The following is an 18,829-nucleotide window of genomic DNA, read 5'->3' on the forward strand; positions in this document are numbered from 1 at the left end:
ACGTGTCTCGACAGGCTCCGACGCTCGGTCGGCTCGCGCGGGCGGGCTTCGATGATCTCGATCGGGCGGCGGCCGGCCTGAGCCGACTCGCCGAGGCGACAGGTCTCGACGGCGAAGCGCTGCTCGAGGCGCTCGGCGCCGCGGCCGACCCCGACTCGGCCCTCGCCGAGCTCGAACGCCTTCACGACCGCGCCCCCGCCGAAGTCGTCGCGGTGCTCGCCGAGCCCGCGGCGGCCGACCGGCTGGCACGGCTCGTGGGCGCCTCGCGCGGGCTCGCCGACTTCCTGTCCCGCCACCCCGCCGACATCGAGCTGCTCCGCGCGCTGCCGATGCCGCCGCCCTCGTCCGCCGAGGCCCGAACCCACCTGCTCGCCGCGGTCGACGAGCTTCCCGCCGCCGTCGCCGACGATCCCGACACGGTCGCCGCCGCGATCCGAGCACGCTACCGTCGGCTCCTCGTGGGTATCGCGGTCTACGACCTCACGCGTTACGACGCGGTCGACGTCGTCGACGTCGTCGCCGCCGGGCTCGCCGACCTCGCGGGCGCGGCCCTCGACGCGGCGGTCGCCGGCGCACGCCGCATCGTGTCGCGCGGCGAGGGTGCGCCCGCCGCGCCCGGACGGTATCCCGCAGCCGAGGCGGCCGCGACGCGGCTCGCGATCATCGGCATGGGCAAGGCCGGTGCCCGCGAACTGAACTACGTCAGCGACGTCGACGTGATCTTCGTGGCCGAGTCCGGCGATGAAGCGGTCGTGTCGACCCCCCGAGCCGTCGAGATCGCCACTCGTCTGGCCATGGTGGCGATGCGCCTCATCGGCGAGCACGGCATCGAGCCGCCGCTCTGGGAGGTCGACCCGAACCTGCGCCCCGAGGGCAAGGACGGGGCGCTCGTGCGCACCCTCGACTCGCATCTCCAGTACTACGAGCGCTGGGCGAAGAGCTGGGAGTTCCAGGCCCTGCTGAAGGCCCGCCCGCTCGCCGGCGATCTCGAACTCGGCGCCCGCTATGCGGCGGGCGTCGCACCGATGGTGTGGTCGAGCTCGAGCCGCGAGGGCTTCGTGGAATCGGTGCAGCGCATGCGCGAGCGGGTCACCGAGCACATCCCGGCCGACGAGGTCGACGTGCAGGTGAAGCTCGGCCCCGGCGGGCTCCGCGACATCGAGTTCACGGTGCAGCTGCTGCAGCTCGTGCACGGCGCGAGCGACGACTCGATCCGCCAGGGCGGCACCCTGCTCGCGCTCACCGCGCTGGCCGACGGCGGCTACGTCGGCCGTGAGGAGGCGGGGGAGTTCTCCCGCGACTATCGCGTGCTCCGGGTGCTCGAGCATCGACTGCAGCTCGAGCGCCTGCGCCGTACCCACCTCATGCCCCGCGACGCCGACCGGCTGCGCGTGCTCGCCAGGGCGTCGGGCCTCGGCCGCGACGCCGCTGAGCTCACGAGGGTCTGGCAGTCGACCAGGCAGCGCGTGCGCGGCCTCCACCAGCGACTCTTCTACCGCCCGCTCCTCTCGGCGGTCGCGGCGCTGCCCGCGTCGGGCCTCGAGCTCACGAGCGCGCAGGCCGAGGCTCGTCTCGCCGCGATCGGGTTCCGCGATCCGCGCGGGGCGCTCGCGCACATCGCCGCCCTGACCTCGGGGCTGTCGCGTCGCGCGACGATCCAGCGGCACCTCATGCCCGTGCTGATCTCCTGGTTCGCCGAGGGCACCGATCCCGACTTCGGCCTGCTCTCGTTCCGGCGCCTGAGCGACACGCTCGGCACGACGCACTGGTACCTCCGGCTCCTCCGCGACTCCTCGGATGCCGCGCTCCGACTCACCCGCGTGCTGTCGGGCTCGCGCTATGCGGCCGAACTCCTCGAGCGCGCCCCCGAGGCGGTCGCCTGGCTCGAAGACGTCGAGGAGCTGCGGCCGCGCTCGCTCGCGGCCCTGCAGGACGAGACCCGCGCCGTGCTTCGCCGCCATGGCGAGACCGATGACGCGGCGAAGATCTTCCGCGCCGTCCGCCGCCGCGAGATGCTGCGGCTCGCCCTCGCGGGCATCCTCGACGTGTGCACCGTCGAAGAGCTGGGCCACGGGCTGAGCGACCTCACCGAGAACCACATCGCCGCCCTCGTGTCCGCGATCCGGGGCGACGAGCCCGACGGCATCGAGTTCGCCGTGATCGGCATGGGGCGCTTCGGCGGGCGCGAGCTCGGCATCGGCTCCGACGCCGACATCATCTACGTGTACCGCTCGCAGGGGGCCGAGGCCGACGCCGCGCACTCGCGGGCCCTCCGCATCGTGAGTGAGCTCGTGCGCCTCTCCGAGGACGCGCGGCTGCCCTTCGACCTCGATGCCGACCTCCGGCCCGAGGGGCGCAACGGCGTCGTCGCACGCTCGCTCGACGCGTACCGCGCCTACTACTCGCGCTGGTCGCTGACGTGGGAGGCGCAGGCGCTCCTGCGCGCCCGCGGCGTCGCCGGCGACGCGGCGCTCATCGCCGATTTCACCGAGCTGGCCGACACCGTGCGCTACCCGCACGAGATCGCCGAGCAGGCGGTGCGCGAGGTCAAGCGCATCAAGGCCCGCGTCGAGAACGAGCGCCTGCCGCAGGGCGCCGACCCGACCCGGCACCTGAAGCTCGGCCGCGGGTCGATCTCCGACGTCGAGTGGTTCGTGCAGCTCGTGCAGCTGCAGCACGCCGCCGAGATCGCCGCGCTCCGCACGACGTCGACCCTCGGGGCACTCGAAGCCGCGACCGAGGCCGGGCTCATCGACGCCGACGACGCCGAGACCCTTCGTGCCGCCTGGGTGTTCTCATCGCGTGCCCGGTCGGCGCTGACGCTCTGGCTCGACCGCACGACCGACGTGCTGCCGGTCGAGCGTTCGCAGCTCGAGGGCGTCGCCCGCATCATGGGGTATCCCGCCGGTTCGGCGACCCAGCTCGAGCACGACTACCTGCAGCTCACGCGCCGGGCCCGCGCCGTGTTCGAACGCGGTTTCTACGGTCTCGAGCCGAAGCGCGAACCCACCGTCTGACGCTCACCACGAGCGACGGCGCGGATGCCACGGGGCGGCCCATGGCATCCATGCCGTCGCCCTCGCGATGCAGTGGAACTCGCGTACGACGACGGAAGGGCCGCCCCGCTCGCGCGGGACGGCCCTTCCGGGGCAGCAGGGGGCTGCGAGTGGATCAGACGCCGTAGTAGAGCTCGAACTCGAACGGGTGCGGGCGCTGAGCGAGGGGCTTCAGCTCCTTCTCGCGCTTGTAGTCGATCCAGGTCTCGATGAGTTCCTTGGTGAACACGCCGCCCTCGAGGAGGAAGTCGTGGTCGGCCTCGAGCGCGTCGAGCGCGGCGTCGAGCGAACCCGGCAGCTGCGGGATGGCCTTGGCCTCCTCGGGCGGGAGCTCGTAGAGGTCCTTGTCGACGGGCTCGTGCGGCTCGATGCGGTTCTTGATGCCGTCGAGGCCGGCCATGAGCTGTGCGGCGAAGGCGAGGTACGGGTTCGACGCGCCGTCGGGCACGCGGAACTCGATGCGCTTGGCCTTCGGGTTGGTGCCGGTGATCGGGATGCGGATGCACGCCGAGCGGTTGCCGGCCGAGTACACGAGGTTGACCGGAGCCTCGAAGCCGGGGACGAGGCGGCGGAAGGAGTTGACGCTCGGGTTGGTGAACGCGAGCACGGCCGGAGCGTGCTTCAGCAGGCCGCCGATGTACCAACGGGCGAGGTCGGAGAGCCCGCCGTAGCCCGCCTCGTCGTAGAACAGCGGCTTGCCGTCGTTCCAGAGCGACTGGTGGGTGTGCATGCCCGAGCCGTTGTCGCCGAAGAGCGGCTTCGGCATGAACGTCGCCGTCTTGCCCCACTGGTCGGCGGTGTTCTTCACGATGTACTTGAACTTCAGGATGTCGTCGGCCGCGTGCACCATCGTGTCGAAGCGGTAGTTGATCTCCTGCTGCCCGCCGGTGCCCACCTCGTGGTGCGAACGCTCGAGCTGGAAGCCCGCCTCGATGAGCTTGAGCGAGATGTCGTCGCGCAGGTCCGCCGTCTTGTCGACCGGGCTGACGGGGAAGTAGCCGCCCTTGAAGGGCGTCTTGTTGCCGAGGTTGCCGCCCTCTTCCGCGCGGCCGCTGTTCCAGGCGCCCTCTTCGGAGTCGACCGAGTAGAAGCTCGAGTGCTGGTTGATCTCGTAGCGCACGTCGTCGAAGATGTAGAACTCGGCCTCGGGGGCGAAGTACGCGGTGTCGGCGATGCCGGTCGAGGCGAGGTACTTCTCGGCCTTCTTGGCGACCTGGCGCGGGTCCTTCGCGTAGATCTCGCCGTTGCGCGGGTTGTAGATGTCGAAGACCATGACGAGCGTGCGCTCGGCGCGGAACTGGTCGACGTACGCGGTCGTCACGTCGGGGATGAGCTGCATGTCCGACTCGTGGATGTTCGCGAAGCCGCGGATCGAGGAGCCGTCGAAGAGCTGACCGACCGTGAAGAACTCCTCGTCGACCGTCGAGGCCGGGATGTTGAAGTGCTGCTGCACGCCCGGGAGGTCGGTGAAGCGGATGTCGAGGAACTTGACATCCGTCTCCTTGATGAACTTGAGCACTTCGGACGAATCGGTGAACATGTTTCGGCGTCTCCAAGGGGGCGGGTAGCGGAACGGTCTTGCACAGCCACGAGCGACGCTATCCGCGCGCCGTTTCCCGACCATGACCGGAATGTTTCGGCCATGTTACGCCAGCACGGCTTCGGTAGAATCATCAGGTGCCCGACGCGAAACCTCAGACATTCGGCGATCTCGAACCGAGCCGGTGGCCCGGCGAACGACTCGGACTCCCCGACGAGGGGCGTGGTTCTGTCGCACGTGCGGGACGGCGCATCCTCGCCCTGCTCGTCGACTGGGGCAGTGCGATGCTGCTCTCGCTGCTCGTGACGCCCTACGAATCGGTGGCGTACACGTGGGTCACGCCGCTCGTCTTCGCGGTGCTGCAGATCGTCTTCATCCCGACCATCGGCGGCAGCATCGGGCACCGCCTGTTCGGCATGCACGTCGTCGCCGTCGAAGGCGGCTGGGTCGGCTTCGTCCGCCCGATCGTGCGCACCGGCCTCCTGCTCCTCGTGATCCCCGCGCTCGTGTGGGACTCCGACCAGCGCGGCTTCCACGACAAGGTCGCCCGCACGGTGCTCATCCGCTCGTAGTCGCAGGCGGGGCATCCGGGCCTCGAACGACGAACGGGCCCTGAACGACGAACGCGGCACCCGTCGAATCGAGACGGATGCCGCGTGGCCGACGTGTGCGCTCAGCGCATCTTGCCGCGCTGCGGCCGCGCCTTCATGGGGTCGATGCCCTTCGGGATCGGCAGCGACGTCTGGAGGGAGTTCAGTCGGTTCGAGACCGCGAGCACCTCGGGCTTCGTCAGCGCCTTCTTCGTCTTGCGCAGGGTCGCGGCGAGACGGTAGAGCTCGATCGAACCCTCGTCGTGCCCGACGGAGATGAGCGTGATGGGCACGTTCGGGAGCACTCGCGCGACCTTGCGCTGCTCGTCGTCGAGCATGCGCTGGGTGCGGGAGATCGGGCCCTCGCTAATGAGCGCGACACCGCCCTTGCCGACGGCGCGGTACACCGCGTCCTGGGTCTTGCCGTTGACGGCGACGGGCATCTCGTTGCCGACCCAGCTGCCGCGCAGGCCGCTGCGGAGCACGGCGCCCACGGCGCCCGGCTGGCCGTCGATCTGCGAGTACGCGGCGCGCTCGGCACGGCGGCCGAGCACCAGGAGCGCGAGGAGGAGGCCGGCGAGGACGCCGGCGACGATCCAGAGCGCGATGGTGAAGCCGTTGCCCTCGCTGAGCCACAGCGCGAGCGCCAGGCCGACGACGATCGGACCGAGGAACGCCAGGAGCATCAGCCACTGCGCGGTCGAGTCGTAGCGGCGGGTCATCTGGAAGACCTGCCACATCTGCTTGAGGCGGCCGGGCTCCTTCTGAGCCTTCGATGCGTCCTTGGTGCGTGCCATGGTTCCTAGGATACCGGCGGCCGGGGCCTGCTCGGACCGCGTGGGACATCGCGGTCCGAGCAGGTGGTACCGGTTCGGGACTGGATCAGCCGACGGCCTGAGCGAACCCGAGCGACGCGTCGGCGAGGTGCGCGAGTTCGCTCGGGAGTTCCCGGCCCTTCGCCCGCATCGACTGCGCCCAGAGCCGGCCCGCCCGGTACGACGATCGCACCAGCGGGCCGGCGAGCACGCCGAGGAAGCCGATCTCCTCGGCCTCCGCCTTGATCTCGAGGAACTCCTCGGGTCGCACCCACCGCGCCACGGGCAGGTGGCGCGGGCTCGGACGCAGGTACTGGGTCACCGTGATGATGTCGGTGCCCGCGTCGTGGAGGTCGCGGAGAGCCTGGGAGACCTCCTCACGCTCCTCACCCATGCCGAGGATGAGGTTCGACTTGGTGATGAGCCCGGCGTCGCGACCCTGGGTGATCACGTCGAGCGATCGCTCGTAGCGGAACGCCGGGCGGATGCGCTTGAAGATACGCGGCACCGTCTCGACGTTGTGCGCGAAGACCTCGGGCCGTGCGGAGAACACCTCGCCGAGGAGCTCGGGCACGCCGTTGAAGTCGGGCACGAGGATCTCCACGCCGGTGCCGGGCGACTGCCGGTGGATCTCGCGGATCGTCTCGGCGTAGAGCCAGGCGCCGCCGTCGGCCAGGTCGTCGCGGGCGACGCCCGTGACGGTCGAATAGCGCAGCTGCATGCGCACGACCGATTCTCCGACCCGGCGCGGCTCGTCGGCGTCGAAGTCGGCGGGCTTGCCGGTGTCGATCTGGCAGAAGTCGCAGCGCCTCGTGCACTGCGAACCGCCGATGAGGAAGGTCGCCTCGCGGTCCTCCCAGCACTCGTAGATGTTCGGACAGCCGGCCTCCTGGCAGACCGTGTGTAGCTCCTCGCTCTTCACGAGCGACTGCAGGGCACGGTACTCGGGACCCATCTTCGCCCGCGTCTTGATCCACTCGGGCTTGCGTTCGATGGGCGTCTGGGCATTGCGGACTTCGAGGCGCAGCAGTCTGCGCCCCTCGGGGACGGTGCTCACGCGGCCAGCGCCCTGTCGAACTCGAGGCGGAGGCGTGCGCTGACGGCGTCGACGAGATCGGCCGGCGTCACCGTTCGTCCGAGCTCGCGGCTGATCGTGGTGATCCCCGCGTCGCGGATGCCGCAGGCGACGATCTTCTCGTACGGCTCGAGCGAGTTCGAGCAGTTGAGGGCGAACCCGTGCATCGTGACGCCGTCGGCGACGCGGATGCCGATGGCGGCGATCTTGTTCTCACCGCCCTCGGGGCCGACCCAGACGCCCGAGCGGCCGTCGACGCGGCGACCGTCGACACCGAGGCCCTGGAGCACGTCGATCAGGACGCCCTCGAGCTGTCGGACGTAGCCGACCACGTCGACCGGTTCGGTGAGATGGATGATCGGGTACCCCACGAGCTGACCCGGCCCGTGCCAGGTGATCTTGCCGCCGCGATCGACGTCGATGACGGGGGTGCCGTCGTCGGGTCGTTCATCGGGAGCGGTGCGCTTCCCGGCGGTGTAGACGGAGGGGTGCTCCAGAAGGAGGACGGTGTCGGGGCGTTCGCCCGCGACGACCGCGCGATGGACGGCGCGCTGAAGGTCGAGACCCTCGATGTACGGCACGGAGTTGGCGCTTAGCCCCGTGACGACGATGTCGAGCATTCGGCCAGTCTAGGCGACTCGTCCTCCCCAGAGGGCACGGCTTCCGCCGTCGCCCCGGTCCGCCCGCTGGATCGAGACGGGTGCGCGCCGTCGACGAGAGTTCGGGGATGAGAAGACACTCGCGCCGCCGACCGGACCCGGCCACGCCACCGCCGACGGGTTCGGGCTCGGGCGCCGTTGCGGCGCAGCCGACCCCCGCCGATGGCGACCGGGCGGTCGTCTCGGGCTATCGCCTGCTGCGGCGCCTGGCGACGGGCGATCGTGCCACGATCTACCTCGCGAGCAGTGTCCACCCGCCCGAGGCCGATTCGCCGCGCGCGGTGGTCGCCGTGCGCATCTACGAGGCGGGCGGCGACGACGCACGGGTCGCCGCCGAGATCTCGGCGATGACGGCGGATGCCACGGGCACGCTGCCTGCGCTCATCGATGTCACCGCACTCGACGACGGGCGCTGCGTGCTGGCCGTCGAACGGATCGCCGGACCGACGCTCGCACGCCTGCTGACGGAACGGGCCCTCGAACCGGGTGAGGCCGTCACGCTGCTCGCTCCCATCGCGGTCGCCGTCGCCGGGTTGGCCGAAGCGGGCTACGTGCACACGAGGCTCGCGCCGAACGACGTGCTCATCGACGGCGTCGGCCGCCCGAGGCTGATCGGGCTCGGCGCGATCCGGCGGCTCGACGAGCTCTCGAGTGCGATCGAACGCACCGAGCTGCTCCGTGCGGGCCATGCGGTGCTGGCCGAGCTCGTCGCGGCGGTGGCGGAGGCGACACGGCCCGTCGGCAGCCTCGACCGGGCAGTCTCGGCGATCGGCGATGCGGCCGCCGCGCGGCCGTTCGTCCGCAGCGAGGCGCTGCTGGAGCGGACGTTGTTCGAGTCGGCCGCCGCCTCGCCGCTGCGCGGGGTTCGCGTGACGGGCCGGCCCGGGGCGATTCCCGCGCGCGTGGCTGATCCACGGGGAACGGCCGGGCCGGCGGGGGAGCCAGGCCATTTCGATCAGGGCGACACGACGCCGGGACGCGCCGCCCAGCGGTCACCCCGTCGCGGGCTGATCGGCACACTGGCGGCACTCGCCCAGGTGCCGGTCGATGCGTTCGAGCACGGGGCGAGCCTCGCGGACGTCGACCCCGTGCCGTCGCTCGCCTCGCGACTGCGGCGGGCGCTGTTCGCGCGTCGCCGCACCGTGCTCGTCGCGGGCCTGGCGGGCGGTGCCGCGCTCGTGCTGCTGCTGACGCTCGTGCCGCCCGCCGGCCGGCAGGCCGCTGGCGACGCCGGGAGCACTACTGGGGCGGGCGTCGCGCCCGCCGGCATCGGCGGGGCCGTCGAGGAGGCAGGCGGGGGTGAGGCGACGCTTGCGGGCGACGAGAGTGCTGCGGCCCCGGACGGCATGGCGGCGGATCCCGTGGCTGAACCCGACCGCGGTGCGGTCGAGGATCCGGTCGAGGCGGCCGTGGCGCTGCTCGCGCTCCGGCAGGACTGCTTCGACGCGCTCGACGCGGCGTGCCTCGCGCAGGTCGATCAGCCGGGTTCGGCGATCGAGCGGGCCGACCTCGCGCTGCTGTCCGCCGCGCGCGAGGGAGCGGACATCGAGCCGACGGGCTACGCCCTCGACGCTCTTGAGGTCACCGCTGCGATGGGGGATGCCGTGCTCGTGCGGGTGCCGTACGCCGACCCCGAACGCGAACCGGCCTCGCTCCTCGTGATGAGGAGCGAGGCCGGTTGGCGTCTTCGAGAACTCTTCGACTAGATGCCGAGGTCGGCGTCGAACGCACCCTCTTCGAGACGGTCCTTGACCGCCGTGAGGAAGCGGGCGGCGTCGGCGCCGTCGATGATGCGGTGGTCGTACGACAGGGCGAGGTAGACCATCGAGCGCACGGCGATCGCGTCGGCGCCGTCCTGGCTCACGACGACCGGGCGCTTGACGACGATGCCGGTGCCGAGGATCGCCGACTGCGGCAGGAACACGACGGGCGTGTCGAACAGCGCGCCGCGCGAACCGGTGTTCGTCAGGGTGAACGTGCCGCCGGCGAGCTCGTCGGGCTTCAGCTGGTTGTTGCGCGTGCGGTCGGCGAGGTCGGCGATCTGCGCGGCGAGGCCGGCGATGTCGAGCTCACCCGCGTTGCGGATGACCGGCGTGAGCAGGCCGCGCTCGGTGTCGACCGCGATGCTCATGTTCTCCTGCGCCGGGTAGACGATGCTGTCGCCGTCGACCGTCGAGTTGATGATCGGGTACGCACGCAGCGCCTCGGCGGCAGCCAGGGCGAAGAACGGCAGGAACGAGAGCTTGTTGCCGGTCTTCGCGAGGAAGTCGCCCTTGACGCGGTCGCGGAACCGCGCGACGCGGGTCACGTCGACCTCGACGACCGTCGTGAGCTGCGCCGTGGACGTCATCGAGACGACCGCGCGCTCGGCGACGACCTTGCGCAGACGCGTCATCGGCACGGTGGTGCCGCGCAGCGGGGAGGTCTCGAGCGGCGTGCGCACCGCCGGGGCTGCGGCAGCGGCGGCGGGCGCCGCGTGAGCCGAGATCACGTCCTGCTTGCGGATGCGACCGCCGACACCGGTGCCGGTGACGCTGGCGAGGTCGACGCCCTGCTCGTTCGCGAGCTTGCGCACGATCGGGGTGACGTAGCCCGAGGGGCCGGCGTGCGCGCCGCCGGTGGGCGCGGGAGCCGCGGCGGGAGCGGCCGGGGCTGCGGGAGCCGGAGCGGGCTCGGGTGCGGCGGCCGGTGCCGGCGCGGCAGCGGGAGCCGCCGGTGCGGCGGGCTCGGGTGCGGCGGCCGGGGCGGCCGGAGCCGGAGCGGGCTCGGGTGCGGCCACCGGAGCCGCCGGTGCGGCGGGCTCGGGTGCGGCAGCCGGAGCGGCCGGCGCGACGGGCTCGGGCGCAGGCGGTGCCGCGACCGGCTCGGCGGCGGGTGCCTCGGCGGGCGCGGGCGCAGCTGCCTCGGGGGCGGCCGCCTCGGGTGCCGCAGCACCGGAGCCGTCGCCGATCGTCACGAGCGCGGTACCGACCTCGACGGTCTCGTCCTCCTGGACGAGGATCGCCTCGATGACACCCGCGACGGGCGACGGGATCTCGGTGTCGACCTTGTCGGTCGAGACCTCGAGCAGCGGCTCGTCGACCTCGACACGGTCGCCGACATTCTTCAGCCAGCGGGTGACCGTGCCTTCAGTGACACTCTCACCGAGTGCCGGGAGGCTGACGGATTCGCTCATGCGCTTGTCTCCTTCACAGCGTGGGAACGCTTTCTAGCTTATTGCAGTCGTTGGGCGGGCGGCGGGGCTCAGATGGCGTGCAGCGGCTTGCCGGCGAGCTTCAGCACGGCCTCGCCGAAGGCCTCGGCCTGCGTCGGGTGCGCGTGGATGAACGGGGCGATGTCCTCGGGGTACGCCTCCCAGTTCACGGCCAGCTGGGCCTCGGCGATGAGCTCGCCGACGCGTCCGCCGATCATGTGCACGCCGACGATGGGGCCGTCGTTCACGCGCACGACCTTCACCGAGCCGCCGGTACCGAGGATGCTCGACTTGCCGTTGCCCGCGAGGTTGTAGTCGTACGAGCTGATCTGCTCGGCGCCGAACTTCTCCGCGGCCTTGGCCTCGGTGTAGCCGACCGAGGCGATCTCGGGCTCGCAGTAGGTGATCTTCGGGACGTTGACGTCCTCGACGACGATCGGGTTCAGGCCCGCGATCTCCTCGGCGACGAAGATGCCCTGCTGGTAGCTGCGGTGCGCGAGCTGGAGGCCGGGGACGATGTCGCCGACGGCGTAGACGCCGGGGACGTTCGTCGCGAGGCGCTCGTTCGTGAGGACGAAGCCGCGGTCCACCGTGATGCCGGCCTCTTCGAAGCCGAGCCCCTGGGTCGAGGGGCCGCGGCCGACGGCGACGAGCAGCAGCTCGGCGTCGTAGCTCTGGCCGTTCTCGAGGGTGATGACGACGCCCTGCTCGTCCTGCGTGACGCTCTGGAAGCGAACGCCGAGCGAGAAGTCGATGCCGCGCTTGCGGAACGCGCGCTCGAGCTGCTTGGAGATCGACTCCTCCTCGTTGGGCACGAGGTGGGGGAGCGCTTCGATGATGGTCACCTCGGCGCCGAACGAGCGCCAGACGCTCGCGAACTCGACGCCGATGACGCCGCCGCCGAGCACCGCGACCTTCTTGGGCACGAAGTCGAGCTCGAGCGCCTGCTCGCTCGTGATGACGCGACCGCCGATCTCGAGGCCGGGCAGCGACCGCGAGTAGGAGCCGGTGGCCAGCACGACGTTCTTGCCGACGTAGCGGTCGTCGCCGACCTGCACCGTGTCGGCGGCGACGAGGCGGCCCTCGCCCTCGACCACGGGGATGCCGCGAGCCTTGAGGAGGCCCTGCAGGCCCTTCCACTTGCTGGCGACGATCCCCTCGCGGTACGCGGAGACGCCGTTGATGTCGATACCTTCGAACGCCGTCTTCACGCCGTACTTCGCGGCGTCCTTCGAGACCTCCGCGACCTCGGCCGCGTGCAGCAGCGCCTTGGTCGGGATGCAGCCGCGGTGGAGACAGGTTCCGCCGAGCTTGTCCTTCTCGATCACCACCGCGGTGAGTCCGAGTTCGACGGCGCGGATCGCAGCGGCATAACCCGCGCTTCCTCCGCCGAGGACGACCATGTCAAAGTTCTGCTCGGACAACCGCAATCTCCCTTGCGCATCTGATCTGCGTCACGGACCGCCGCCGGCGTGTCGCCGCGGCAGGGCGTATGGGCGACGTTCTCGCCCATATGACCCTACTACTTCGCGGAGAGCTCCTCGCCCAGCGCGACGAGGGTGCGGACCGCCGCCCCGGTCGCGCCCGTCCCGGTGAATCCCCACCCGGCGCCGCCGTTGTGGCCGGGGCCCGCGATGTCGAGGTGCGCCCACGGGATCCGCTCCTCCGAGCCGTCCTGCTTCCCGACGAACTGCTGCAGGAACACGCCCGCGAGCAGCATGCCGGGCACGGTCATGCCGAGCTTCGTGTTCATGAGGTCGGCCACGTCGGACTTGAGGAGGGGCAGCAGGTCGGCGGGCAGCGGCATCGGCCAGGTGGTCTCGTCGACGGCGTCCGCGACGGCGCGGACCCGGGCGACGAGCTCGTCGTCGCCCATGAGCCCCGTGATGCGGTGGCCCAGCGCGACGACCTGCGCGCCGGTCAGCGTCGCGACGTCGATGATGGCGTCGGGCTGTTCCTCGCTGGCGGCGACGAGCGCGTCGGCGAGCACGAGGCGCCCCTCCGCGTCGGTGTTCACGACCTCGACCGTCTTGCCGCCGCGGATCCGGAGCACGTCGTTCGGCCGGATCGCGGTGCCGGAGGGCATGTTCTCGGCGAGGCACAGCCAGCCGGTGACCCGGATCGGCAGACCGAGCTCCGCGATCGCGACGATCGAGGAGAGCACGGCCGCGGCGCCCGCCATGTCGGTCTTCATGCCGACCATCGAGGCCATCGGCTTCAGCGAGAGGCCGCCCGAGTCGAAGGTGATGCCCTTGCCGACGAAGGCGACATGCGTGGATGCCCCGTCGGGAGCCCATTCGAGGCGAACGAGCCGGGGACCCCGGCTGGAGCCCTGCCCGACGCCGGCGATGCCGCCGAACCCGTCGGTCGCGAGCGCGGCCTCGTCCCAGACCTTGCTCGTCACGCCGGCCGCGGTCGCGGCCTCGACGGCGAGTGCGGCGAAGGTCTCGGGGTAGAGCTCCGAGGGCGACGCGTTGACGAGGTCCTTCGTACGTGCGACCGCGGCGACGACCGCCCGGACCCGCTCGAGGCCGATCTCGTCCGCGGCGAAGCCGCTGTGCAGCGCGATCCGCGCGACCGGGGGCTTCGCGTCGCCGCGGTACTCGTTGTACGCGTACGCACCGAGGGCCGCGCCCTCGAGGAGTGCCGCGGCCACCTCAGCGTCGTCGACGGCCGCGGTGATCGCGACCGACTCGGTGGAGCTGAGGCGGCGGACGGCGGAGCCCGCTGCGCGGCGGACGCTCGCGGCATCCGACTGCTCGCCGGCGCCGACGACGGCGATCACGCGGGCGCCGCCCTCGTGACCGGGGATCCGCGTGAGCTCCTCGCTCGCGCCGGTCGCGCCGAGCGCGACGAGCTGGGGGACGACCCACTCGAATCCGTCGGCGGCGATCAGTTCGGGACCGTCCGCACCCTTCGTTGCGACGAGCAGCGCGACGTCGACGTCGGCGTCGGCTGCGGGGGAGGAGGTGACGGAGAGCGTGGGAACGGTCATGACTCCCGATGGTACGTGTTCGCTCTGGGCATGAACGCCCGACGCCGCGTTCGGGAGGGCCCCCGAGCAGCGTCACTAGGCTGGAATCATGCGCGATCCCCGCTCCCTCTTCGAGTTGAACGCCGATGTGTCGGTGCCGCCGGGCCTGCCGCTCGTCGCGGGCCTGACCGGTTCCGCCGACGCGGGCGGCGCGGTCGCGCAGACGACCGAGTACCTGAGGGAGACCCTCGACACCACCGTCGTCGCGACCTTCGACATCGACGAGCTGCTCGACTACCGCGCCCGCCGCCCGATCATCCTCTTCGAGGGCGACCATCTGAGCGACTACACCCCGCCGCGGCTGGCGCTCGAGCTCGCGCGCGACGAGCTCGGTCGCCCGTTCCTCCTGCTGACGGGCTTCGAACCCGACTTCCGGTGGGAGCAGTTCAGCGCCGCGGTGCTGCTGCTCGTCGACGAGTTCCAGGTCTCGTCGACGACCTGGGTGAACTCCATCCCGATGCCGGTGCCGCACACCAGGCCCATCCGGGTCACCGTGAGCGGCAACCGCGAGGAGCTCATCGAGACGATGTCGGTGTGGCGGCCGACGACGCAGGTGCCGTCGAACGCCCTGCACCTCATCGAGTACCGCCTGGTCGAGCTCGGCCATCCGACGACCGGGTTCGTCCTCCTGATCCCGCACTACCTCGCCGACGCCGAGTACCCGTCGGCGGCCGTGGCCGCGCTCGAGGCGATCAGCGCGGCCACGGGCCGGATCTTCCCGACCGACGCGCTGCGCGAGCAGGGACGCGAGTTCCTCGGGCGCATCGACGAGCAGGTGGGCGAGAACGGCGAGCTCGCGAAGCTCGTCGGCACGTTGGAAGAGCGCCACGACGCCTACATGGAGGGCACGACGCTGCGGTCGCCGCTCACCGACGAGGACGGCGAGCTGCCGAGCGCCGACGAGATCGCCGCCGAGCTCGAGAAGTTCCTCGCGTTCCGCCGATCGCGCGACGACGAGCCGCCGCGCGCAGGCTGACGGGGCCGACGAGCAAGGAATTCCCGGGCGCCGCCCGGCGTTGACCACTGGTGAACGCCGGGGTGTCGCATGTGCGTGCACGCGGCCGCGGAGCTGTATAATTAAGGCAGGACCCGTTCGGGTCCGCGGGCACGATCGAGGTCGTGTCATCACGCGGACTTGACATGGGTCCTCATAGTGTCCGAAAACGACCGGACCGACAGCTCGAGCCGCGCCCTCCGACGAGGGCACACGCCGGCCGACGGTAGGAGAGGTTCAAACGTATGGCAACGACGAAGGCGAAGGCGGCCGGCGAGGCTGAGGCCCCTGCCGCGAAGCGCCAGACCGCCGCGAAGTCGGCCCCCGCCAAGGCGCCCGCAGCCAAGGCTGCGGCGAAGACGACGACCGCGTCCAAGACGCCGCGCACCGCGACGGCGAAGACCGCCGCGAAGCCGCGCGCGAAGGCGAAGGGCAAGGCGTCCGACGACGATGAGGACGAGGTCGAGCCGGTCGAACTCGACGAGGTCGAGGTCGACGGCGCCGACGAGGGCGACGACGACGCGAAGCCCATCGCGGTCGAGCCGCACCCCACGGGCGCGCTCGTGCTCCGCGCTGCCGACGACGAGGACGAGGTGCCCGTCTACTCGTCCGCGATCACGGGCGCGACGGCCGACCCCGTCAAGGACTACCTGAAGCAGATCGGCAAGGTCGCGCTCCTGAACGCGGCCGAAGAGGTCGAGCTCGCGATGCGCATCGAGGCGGGCCTGTTCGCCGAGGAGAAGCTGTCGGCGATGACCGACGCCGAGAAGCGCTCGCAGCTCGGTCGCGAGCTGCAGTGGGTCGCGAAGGACGGCCAGCGCGCCAAGAGCCACCTGCTCGGCGCCAACCTGCGCCTCGTCGTCTCGCTCGCCAAGCGCTACACCGGTCGCGGCATGCAGTTCCTCGACCTCATCCAGGAGGGCAACCTGGGCCTCATCCGTGCGGTCGAGAAGTTCGACTACACCAAGGGCTTCAAGTTCTCGACCTACGCGACGTGGTGGATCCGCCAGGCGATCACCCGCGCGATGGCCGACCAGGCCCGCACCATCCGCATCCCCGTGCACATGGTCGAGGTCATCAACAAGCTCGCGCGCGTGCAGCGCCAGATGCTGCAGGACCTGGGCCGCGAGCCCACGCCCGAAGAGCTCAGCCGCGAACTCGACATGACCCCCGAGAAGGTCATCGAGGTGCAGAAGTACGGCCGCGAGCCGATCTCGCTGCACACGCCGCTCGGTGAAGACGGCGACAGCGAGTTCGGCGACCTCATCGAGGACACCGAGGCGGTCGTGCCGGCCGACGCGGTGGGCTTCACGATGCTGCAGAAGCAGCTCGAGTCGCTGCTCGACTCGCTCTCCGAGCGCGAGGCGGGCGTGATCCGCATGCGCTTCGGCCTGGGCGACGGCATGCCGAAGACCCTCGACCAGATCGGCGACACCTTCGGCGTGACGCGCGAGCGCATCCGCCAGATCGAGTCGAAGACGATGGCGAAGCTCCGCCACCCGTCGCGGTCGCAGTCGCTGCGCGACTACCTCGAGTAGGCCGCCGGTGCGCTACGCGCCGGCGATCCTCGTCGGCCGACTCACCCGTTTCGCCGCCCGGCTGCGCAAGCCGGGCGGCGGTTCGGCCGTTCCAGGGCTCGTCGTCAACCGCGTCGCCCCGAAGTACCTGAAGCGCACCCTCTCGGGCTTCCCGCAGGGGCTCGTGGTCGTGTCGGGATCCGCCGGCAAGTCGACGACCACGAAGATGCTGGTCGCGATCCTGCGCGAGCACGGCGTCGACGTCTTCACGAACCCGTCGACGGCGAACATCAGCCAAGGGCTCACCTCCGCGCTGCTCGAGCAGGCCGACTGGCGGGGCCGCGTGCCCGGCGAGGTCGCGGTGCTCGAGATGGACGAGGGGCACGGTGCGCTCGTCATGCAGGGCGTCGACGCCCGAGTCGTCGCGCTCACGAACGTCATGGTCGACCAGATCGACCGCTTCCACGACTCCGAGATGGTCGCCGGCATGCTCGGCCGCATCGCGGCACGAGCGGGCGAGGCGGTCATCGTGAACGCCGACGACGCGTACCTCGAACGGCTCGCAGCGAAGCTGCGACCGGAGGTCGCGGTGCATCGCTTCGGCGTCTCCCAGGCCGTGCTCGACTCGGCCCCTCGCGGGCTCGGGTACACCGAGACCGCCGCGCGGCGCCTCACTGCGGGCGCCGGGCTCCTCATCGACGCGGTCGAGGGTCGCGAGGTCGTGCTCGACGACCGCGGTGCGGAGGTGCGAGCCGGATTGCCGGCCCGCGGCATCCACTACGCCGTCGACGCGGCATGCGCCTACGAGACCGCGCGCGCCGTGCTCGGCGAGCGCTTCTCGCCCGAGACGGCCGCGAACGCGCTCAGCGCGATCCCGGCGGTCTTCGGTCGCGGCGAGCGCGTCACCGTGCGGGGCCAGGAGGTCGAGTTCGTGCTCGTGCAGAACCCGGCGAGCTACCAGCTCAACGTCGACAGCATCGAACAGGGCACGAGCGACATCCTGTTCGCGATCGGCTCGGACGTGCGCGATCCCTCGTACTTCTGGCCGGCCGACGCCTCGTCGCTGGGCCGTGTGCGGATCGTCAGCGGCTCGAAGGCCGCCGAGGCAGCGCTCATGCTCGCGTACGACGGGGTCGAGATCGACCGGGTGGAGCCCGAGCTCGGGATCGCCCTCGACGACTTCCTCGCGGCGCCCGCACCCGAGCGCGGCGTGAAGACGATCGTCTTCTCGGCCGACTCGATGCGCCGCACGCGGGCCCACCTCGGACTGACGGGAACGGAATGACCTTCACCATCGTCTCCCTTCTGCCGACGCTGCAGAACACCAACGGCGACGCGCAGAACTCCGCGGTGCTCGCCCAGCGTGCACGCTGGGCCGGGCTCGAGGCCGAGGTCGTGGCGGTCGACGACCGTTCGGCCCTGCCCGCGCGGGTCGACGCGGTCGTGCTCGGCTCGGGCAGCGACGCCTCCCTCGAGACGAGTCGCGAAGCGCTGCTCGGCCTGCACGACGAGCTCCGCCAGTGGGGCACCGAGGGCGTTCCGATCCTCGCGGTCGGCACCGGTTGGGAGCTGCTCAGCTGGGGGATCGAGACCGGCGCCGGCCGCAGCATCGAGGGCCTCGGCATCCTGCCGGGTCGCGCCGTGCCCCGCGACGGCCGGGTCACGGGCGATCTCGTCGTGAAGTCGCCGCTCGTCGGCACGCTCGTCGGATTCGAGAACCATGCCCGCGACTATGTCGGCGCGGAGGGCTCGCCGCTCGGCCGGGTGCGGTCGGGCGCCGGCAACGGCCGCGACTCCGGCCAGGAGGGCGTCGTCATGGGTGCCGTCTTCGGAACGCACCTGCACGGACCGGTGCTCGCGAAGAACCCCGAGTTCGCGGATCATCTGCTCGGCATCATGGCCGCGCGCGCCGGGCTCTCGTACGCACCGGGGGCTCGGGCGACCGAGGTCGACGGCTATGCCGCGGCGGCGCGAGCCGCGCAGCTGCGTGCGGCGGGCGTCGAGGCATCCGCCGTCTGAGCGCTCGGCCGCAGCGCCTCGGCCGTCCATCAACGAGAAACGCCCCGGAATGACCCGGGGCGTTTCTTCGTGCGTTCGGCGGCGCTCAGCGCTTGTCGTCGGCCAGCAGGCGGCTCGACTCGTCGTGCCAGCTGTGCGCGATCTGCGAGAGCTTCTCCTGGTGCTTGCGACCGTGGTGGGCGCAGAAGAGGAGTTCGCCGCTCGCGACGACGACGCGGATGTACGCCTGCGCGCCGCAGGCATCGCAGCGGTCGAGCGCGGTGAGCTCGTAGGGGGTCTCGAGTTCATCGACCGCACCGGTGGTCTCGGTGTACTGGGTCATGGCTCCTCCTCCGTG

The 18,829-nt window shown here is 71.3% G+C and carries 15 protein-coding genes; 7 read left to right on the plus strand and 8 right to left on the minus strand.

Going from position 1 to position 18,829, the window contains the following annotated elements:
* The first annotated feature begins 2 nt into the window (after window positions 1-2).
* Window positions 3-3,017, plus strand: a complete 3,015-nt coding sequence (locus ACFVAJ_RS13955) for a bifunctional [glutamine synthetase] adenylyltransferase/[glutamine synthetase]-adenylyl-L-tyrosine phosphorylase (protein WP_376945060.1) — start codon at window positions 3-5, stop codon at window positions 3,015-3,017.
* Window positions 3,018-3,171: 154 nt separating this feature from the next.
* On the opposite strand, the gene glnA is transcribed toward ACFVAJ_RS13955, so the two are convergent.
* The gene (glnA, locus tag ACFVAJ_RS13960) at window positions 3,172-4,596 is read right to left on the minus strand and encodes a type I glutamate--ammonia ligase (protein ID WP_376945062.1); all 1,425 of its coding nucleotides are present in this window, start codon (window positions 4,594-4,596) and stop codon (window positions 3,172-3,174) included.
* A gap of 137 nt (window positions 4,597-4,733) precedes the next feature.
* On the opposite strand from glnA, the gene ACFVAJ_RS13965 reads away from it, so the two are divergent.
* The gene (locus ACFVAJ_RS13965; RefSeq protein WP_376945064.1) at window positions 4,734-5,168 is read left to right on the plus strand and encodes an RDD family protein; all 435 of its coding nucleotides are present in this window, start codon (window positions 4,734-4,736) and stop codon (window positions 5,166-5,168) included.
* Between the two features lie 101 nt (window positions 5,169-5,269).
* On the opposite strand, the gene ACFVAJ_RS13970 is transcribed toward ACFVAJ_RS13965, so the two are convergent.
* The 3 genes from ACFVAJ_RS13970 to lipB all read right to left on the minus strand — a co-directional run bounded on the left by ACFVAJ_RS13970 (window position 5,270) and on the right by lipB (window position 7,696).
* Window positions 5,270-5,983, minus strand: coding sequence for a DUF4191 domain-containing protein (locus ACFVAJ_RS13970; RefSeq protein ID WP_376945066.1), 714 nt, complete (start codon window positions 5,981-5,983; stop codon window positions 5,270-5,272).
* Window positions 5,984-6,068: 85 nt separating this feature from the next.
* Window positions 6,069-7,058: a lipoyl synthase gene (gene lipA / locus ACFVAJ_RS13975; RefSeq protein WP_376945068.1), complete on the minus strand. Its 990-nt coding sequence runs from the start codon at window positions 7,056-7,058 to the stop codon at window positions 6,069-6,071.
* Window positions 7,055-7,696: a lipoyl(octanoyl) transferase LipB gene (gene lipB, locus ACFVAJ_RS13980; RefSeq protein WP_376945070.1), complete on the minus strand. Its 642-nt coding sequence runs from the start codon at window positions 7,694-7,696 to the stop codon at window positions 7,055-7,057. Before lipB ends, lipA begins: the two co-directional genes overlap by 4 nt.
* Window positions 7,697-7,803: 107 nt before the next feature.
* Here lipB and ACFVAJ_RS13985 point away from each other — a divergent pair, with 107 nt between their 5' ends.
* On the plus strand, window positions 7,804-9,441 hold the full coding sequence (locus tag ACFVAJ_RS13985; protein WP_376945072.1) for a hypothetical protein: 1,638 nt from the start codon (window positions 7,804-7,806) through the stop codon (window positions 9,439-9,441).
* Here the strand turns inward: ACFVAJ_RS13985 and sucB are convergent.
* From sucB to ACFVAJ_RS14000, 3 genes are all read right to left on the minus strand, one after another.
* Entirely contained in the window at window positions 9,438-10,910 is a 1,473-nt protein-coding gene (sucB, locus tag ACFVAJ_RS13990) for a 2-oxoglutarate dehydrogenase, E2 component, dihydrolipoamide succinyltransferase (protein ID WP_376945074.1), read from the minus strand. The two genes, ACFVAJ_RS13985 and sucB, sit on opposite strands and share 4 nt — an antisense overlap.
* A 68-nt stretch (window positions 10,911-10,978) precedes the next feature.
* Window positions 10,979-12,352 (minus strand): dihydrolipoyl dehydrogenase, encoded by a 1,374-nt coding sequence (lpdA, locus tag ACFVAJ_RS13995; RefSeq protein ID WP_376945076.1) that lies wholly within the window; start codon window positions 12,350-12,352, stop codon window positions 10,979-10,981.
* Window positions 12,353-12,450: 98 nt separating this feature from the next.
* Window positions 12,451-13,923 (minus strand): leucyl aminopeptidase, encoded by a 1,473-nt coding sequence (locus ACFVAJ_RS14000; protein ID WP_376945078.1) that lies wholly within the window; start codon window positions 13,921-13,923, stop codon window positions 12,451-12,453.
* 88 nt (window positions 13,924-14,011) lie between these two features.
* Between ACFVAJ_RS14000 and ACFVAJ_RS14005 the strand changes: the two genes are divergently transcribed.
* The 4 genes from ACFVAJ_RS14005 to ACFVAJ_RS14020 all read left to right on the plus strand — a co-directional run bounded on the left by ACFVAJ_RS14005 (window position 14,012) and on the right by ACFVAJ_RS14020 (window position 18,492).
* The gene (locus ACFVAJ_RS14005; protein WP_376945080.1) at window positions 14,012-14,938 is read left to right on the plus strand and encodes a proteasome assembly chaperone family protein; all 927 of its coding nucleotides are present in this window, start codon (window positions 14,012-14,014) and stop codon (window positions 14,936-14,938) included.
* A gap of 263 nt (window positions 14,939-15,201) precedes the next feature.
* The gene (locus tag ACFVAJ_RS14010) at window positions 15,202-16,494 is read left to right on the plus strand and encodes an RNA polymerase sigma factor (protein ID WP_376945082.1); all 1,293 of its coding nucleotides are present in this window, start codon (window positions 15,202-15,204) and stop codon (window positions 16,492-16,494) included.
* Between the two features lie 7 nt (window positions 16,495-16,501).
* The gene (locus ACFVAJ_RS14015) at window positions 16,502-17,758 is read left to right on the plus strand and encodes a Mur ligase family protein (protein ID WP_376945084.1); all 1,257 of its coding nucleotides are present in this window, start codon (window positions 16,502-16,504) and stop codon (window positions 17,756-17,758) included.
* Window positions 17,755-18,492, plus strand: coding sequence for a type 1 glutamine amidotransferase (locus ACFVAJ_RS14020; RefSeq protein ID WP_376945086.1), 738 nt, complete (start codon window positions 17,755-17,757; stop codon window positions 18,490-18,492). The genes ACFVAJ_RS14015 and ACFVAJ_RS14020 overlap by 4 nt, the downstream gene beginning before the upstream one ends.
* A gap of 85 nt (window positions 18,493-18,577) precedes the next feature.
* Here the strand turns inward: ACFVAJ_RS14020 and ACFVAJ_RS14025 are convergent, their stop codons facing one another.
* A complete protein-coding gene (locus ACFVAJ_RS14025; RefSeq protein WP_022887733.1) occupies window positions 18,578-18,814 on the minus strand; it encodes a hypothetical protein in 237 nt (78 codons plus the stop codon).
* Window positions 18,815-18,829: the final 15 nt, after the last annotated feature.

Source organism: Agromyces sp. NPDC057679, assembly GCF_042799635.1.
In the GTDB taxonomy this organism is placed as follows: domain Bacteria; phylum Actinomycetota; class Actinomycetes; order Actinomycetales; family Microbacteriaceae; genus Agromyces.